Origin of the sequence: Schnuerera sp. (assembly GCF_035459645.1) — a bacterium.
Lineage (GTDB): Bacteria > Bacillota > Clostridia > Tissierellales > Tepidimicrobiaceae > Schnuerera.
The window spans coordinates 1-2,511 of record NZ_DATHXO010000181.1; the positions used below are offsets into that span (position 1 = coordinate 1).

A 2,511-nucleotide genomic window follows, 5' to 3' on the forward strand; every position below is an offset into this window, starting at 1 on the left:
CTATATAAATTATAAAAAGGCTTCTAGAAATAATCCCAAATATATTTATACCTAAGAGTAAAACAGGCATAAATCTAATTAAGTTTTTGATAAATTTACTTTTTAATAAATTTTCCTTCGACTCTGCATATTTTATAAGAGTCTCTGGGTCTTTTAAGCCTTTTTTATATTTATAAGTTAGATACTCTATTTCCTGTACTAAGTCTAACTTTTCACTTAATTCTTTAATGGCCTCTTGTCTCAAATAAATCTTTTCCTTATCTTTATCTGGTTTTAAAAGATTATTGACAAATATTTTTCTTCCAATATGAGTATTTGTAATATTTAATAGTTGAAAAATAGAGTTTTCCCCTACTATATCTAAATCATTTGAATAGTCATGACTAGTATCTATAAACTCCTTTCCTGTATCTTCAAATTCTATCCAAGTTCCATCTATTCTAGATATATATCTACTATTTATATACTCTAAAATCTTAGCCCTTTCCCTTTCTTCTCTTATCCTTTGATGATATACTACCAAGATTAAGAATAATAACACTAATATTATTTCCAAGACTAAAAACATTTTCCCAAAATTATTGTATATTCTATATCCAAAGTAAATAATTAATGCCATTAGTAAAAATCTAATGTTGCTTATTATATTATACTTTTTCCCTAAGGATTTATATAAATTATTGTATTCTTCTTTTTTATCTATAAATCTTTTTTGCATCTAAATCATCTCCAATAAAAACATTATAACATAATAACAGATCTGATATGTCTGTAAAACTTAAAAAAGAAACTAGAAGAAAAATAACTTCTAGTTTCTCTTTATTATTGGGACAGTGAGAACCGTCCCCGTTGTCCCAATTAGAACCAAGGGAGTACCTTGATTATAACAGATACTATTATGGTTGTAACTCCCATGGAAGTTACATTCCCTATGGTAGGATGATATCCTTCTGGAAGCTTATCACAAAAATACTCTGCTAAAGCAGGACCAATTATTCCTCCTAATATACCAGCTATAACAGCAATCCCTATTGATGAACCAAACATTAAAACACAAGCTGGTCCAACGCTTACTACTGGTACATAGGTGCCATACCATCCTTTCTCTACATATTTATTAAAATATAGAAAGACTCCAACTGCTGAACCAATAAATTGAGATAGTATAATAGCTGGAATTACCCCTGCCCCATAAACACCATGATTCATATTTAATATCCAATCTAAAGAAACTCCTAACACTACTAATAAACCAGCTATTTCATTACCATAAAATTGAGCTTCAGAAAAATCTGCCAAAACTCTTCTTACAGACCATAGAGGTTTCTCCATTTCCTTTAAAGTTTCTTCTTGAGATTTTTCTTTCCTATTATGTGGTTTTGCAGGTACCATTTCCATCCATGGTAAAGCTTTACATATAGCACAAATCAATATTCCTGTAATAGCCATTGTAAATACATTAGATACTACTCCTGGTACATCTACTAGGGGAATTATATAATCACTAATCCACATAGCCACTGGGAATCCCATAATTCCTCCAAGAATAGACCCAGTGAATAAGGCTTTGTAACTTGGTCCATATAATAACATTATTGCTGGTGGAGCACCTACTACTGTGATAAAAGTTGGTAACCAAGTATATTCTCCGGAATCAAAAAAACTAGTATAATTTAAAACAAATACTGCAATAAACAATGACAATAGCTGAGATGCCAATACCCAAGGCCATAAATTCGAACCATAAGAAACGTCAAATCCTCTGTATTTAGAATTCTTAACATCTAGCCTCCAAGCTATAAATCCTCCAATTATTATCCCTAAAGAAGCAAAAAAACCTGCATAAAATTGAGCTTCTGTAAAGTTCATAATAAACCATATAAATTTATATAATGGATTATGGCCTGCATTCGCAACTATAGTATTATAGTCTAGCCAATTGCTAACTATATTTATATTGCTTAATACAAAAAATATTAGAAAACCTATTCCAATTGATATTATAAGTCCTGTTACCGAACCAGTATTATATTTTCTATCTTTGGTATTCATATCTTCCATCCTCATCCTTCCCTTCTAAGAATTAGTTATATAAGAAGTATAAAATTTTGTCATTCTCTCAATGGATTCAATTTTTATTCTTTCATTCCTTTGATGACACATATTTTCTTCACCAGGCCCTAGAATTACAAAAGGTATATTGTGGAACGGTATAAGTTGTGATGCATCGGTATAAAAGTTTATTCCCTTAAATTCTACTGGATAAGATAGTTTTTCATATATTTTAACGATATCTTTTATAAAACTATTTTCTTCATCCATAGTCAATGGTGGTCTATTATTTTCTACCTGTATTCCTATAGATAACCCAAGATTTTCCTCTTCCATATTTTTAGCAATACTAGAAGCCATCTTTAAAATTTCATCATGGTCAAATCCAGGGATAGTCCTTATATCTATTGAAGCCTCTGCTTCTTCTGGAGTAATATTCGTCTTTACTCCCCCATTAAT

At 30.2% G+C, this 2,511-nt stretch carries 3 protein-coding genes; all 3 read right to left on the reverse strand.

What is annotated here, in order from left to right; all coding sequences use genetic code 11:
- The coding region (locus tag VK998_RS04385) for a hypothetical protein (protein ID WP_325225915.1) at window positions 1–718 on the reverse strand (718 nt) is incomplete at its 3' end.
- Window positions 719–858: 140 nt separating this feature from the next.
- Window positions 859–2,052, reverse strand: a complete 1,194-nt coding sequence (locus tag VK998_RS04390; protein WP_325225918.1) for a hypothetical protein — start codon at window positions 2,050–2,052, stop codon at window positions 859–861.
- Window positions 2,053–2,076: 24 nt separating this feature from the next.
- Window positions 2,077–2,511, reverse strand: a 435-nt coding sequence (locus VK998_RS04395) for a M20/M25/M40 family metallo-hydrolase (protein WP_325225920.1), incomplete at its 5' end; no start/stop codon positions are given.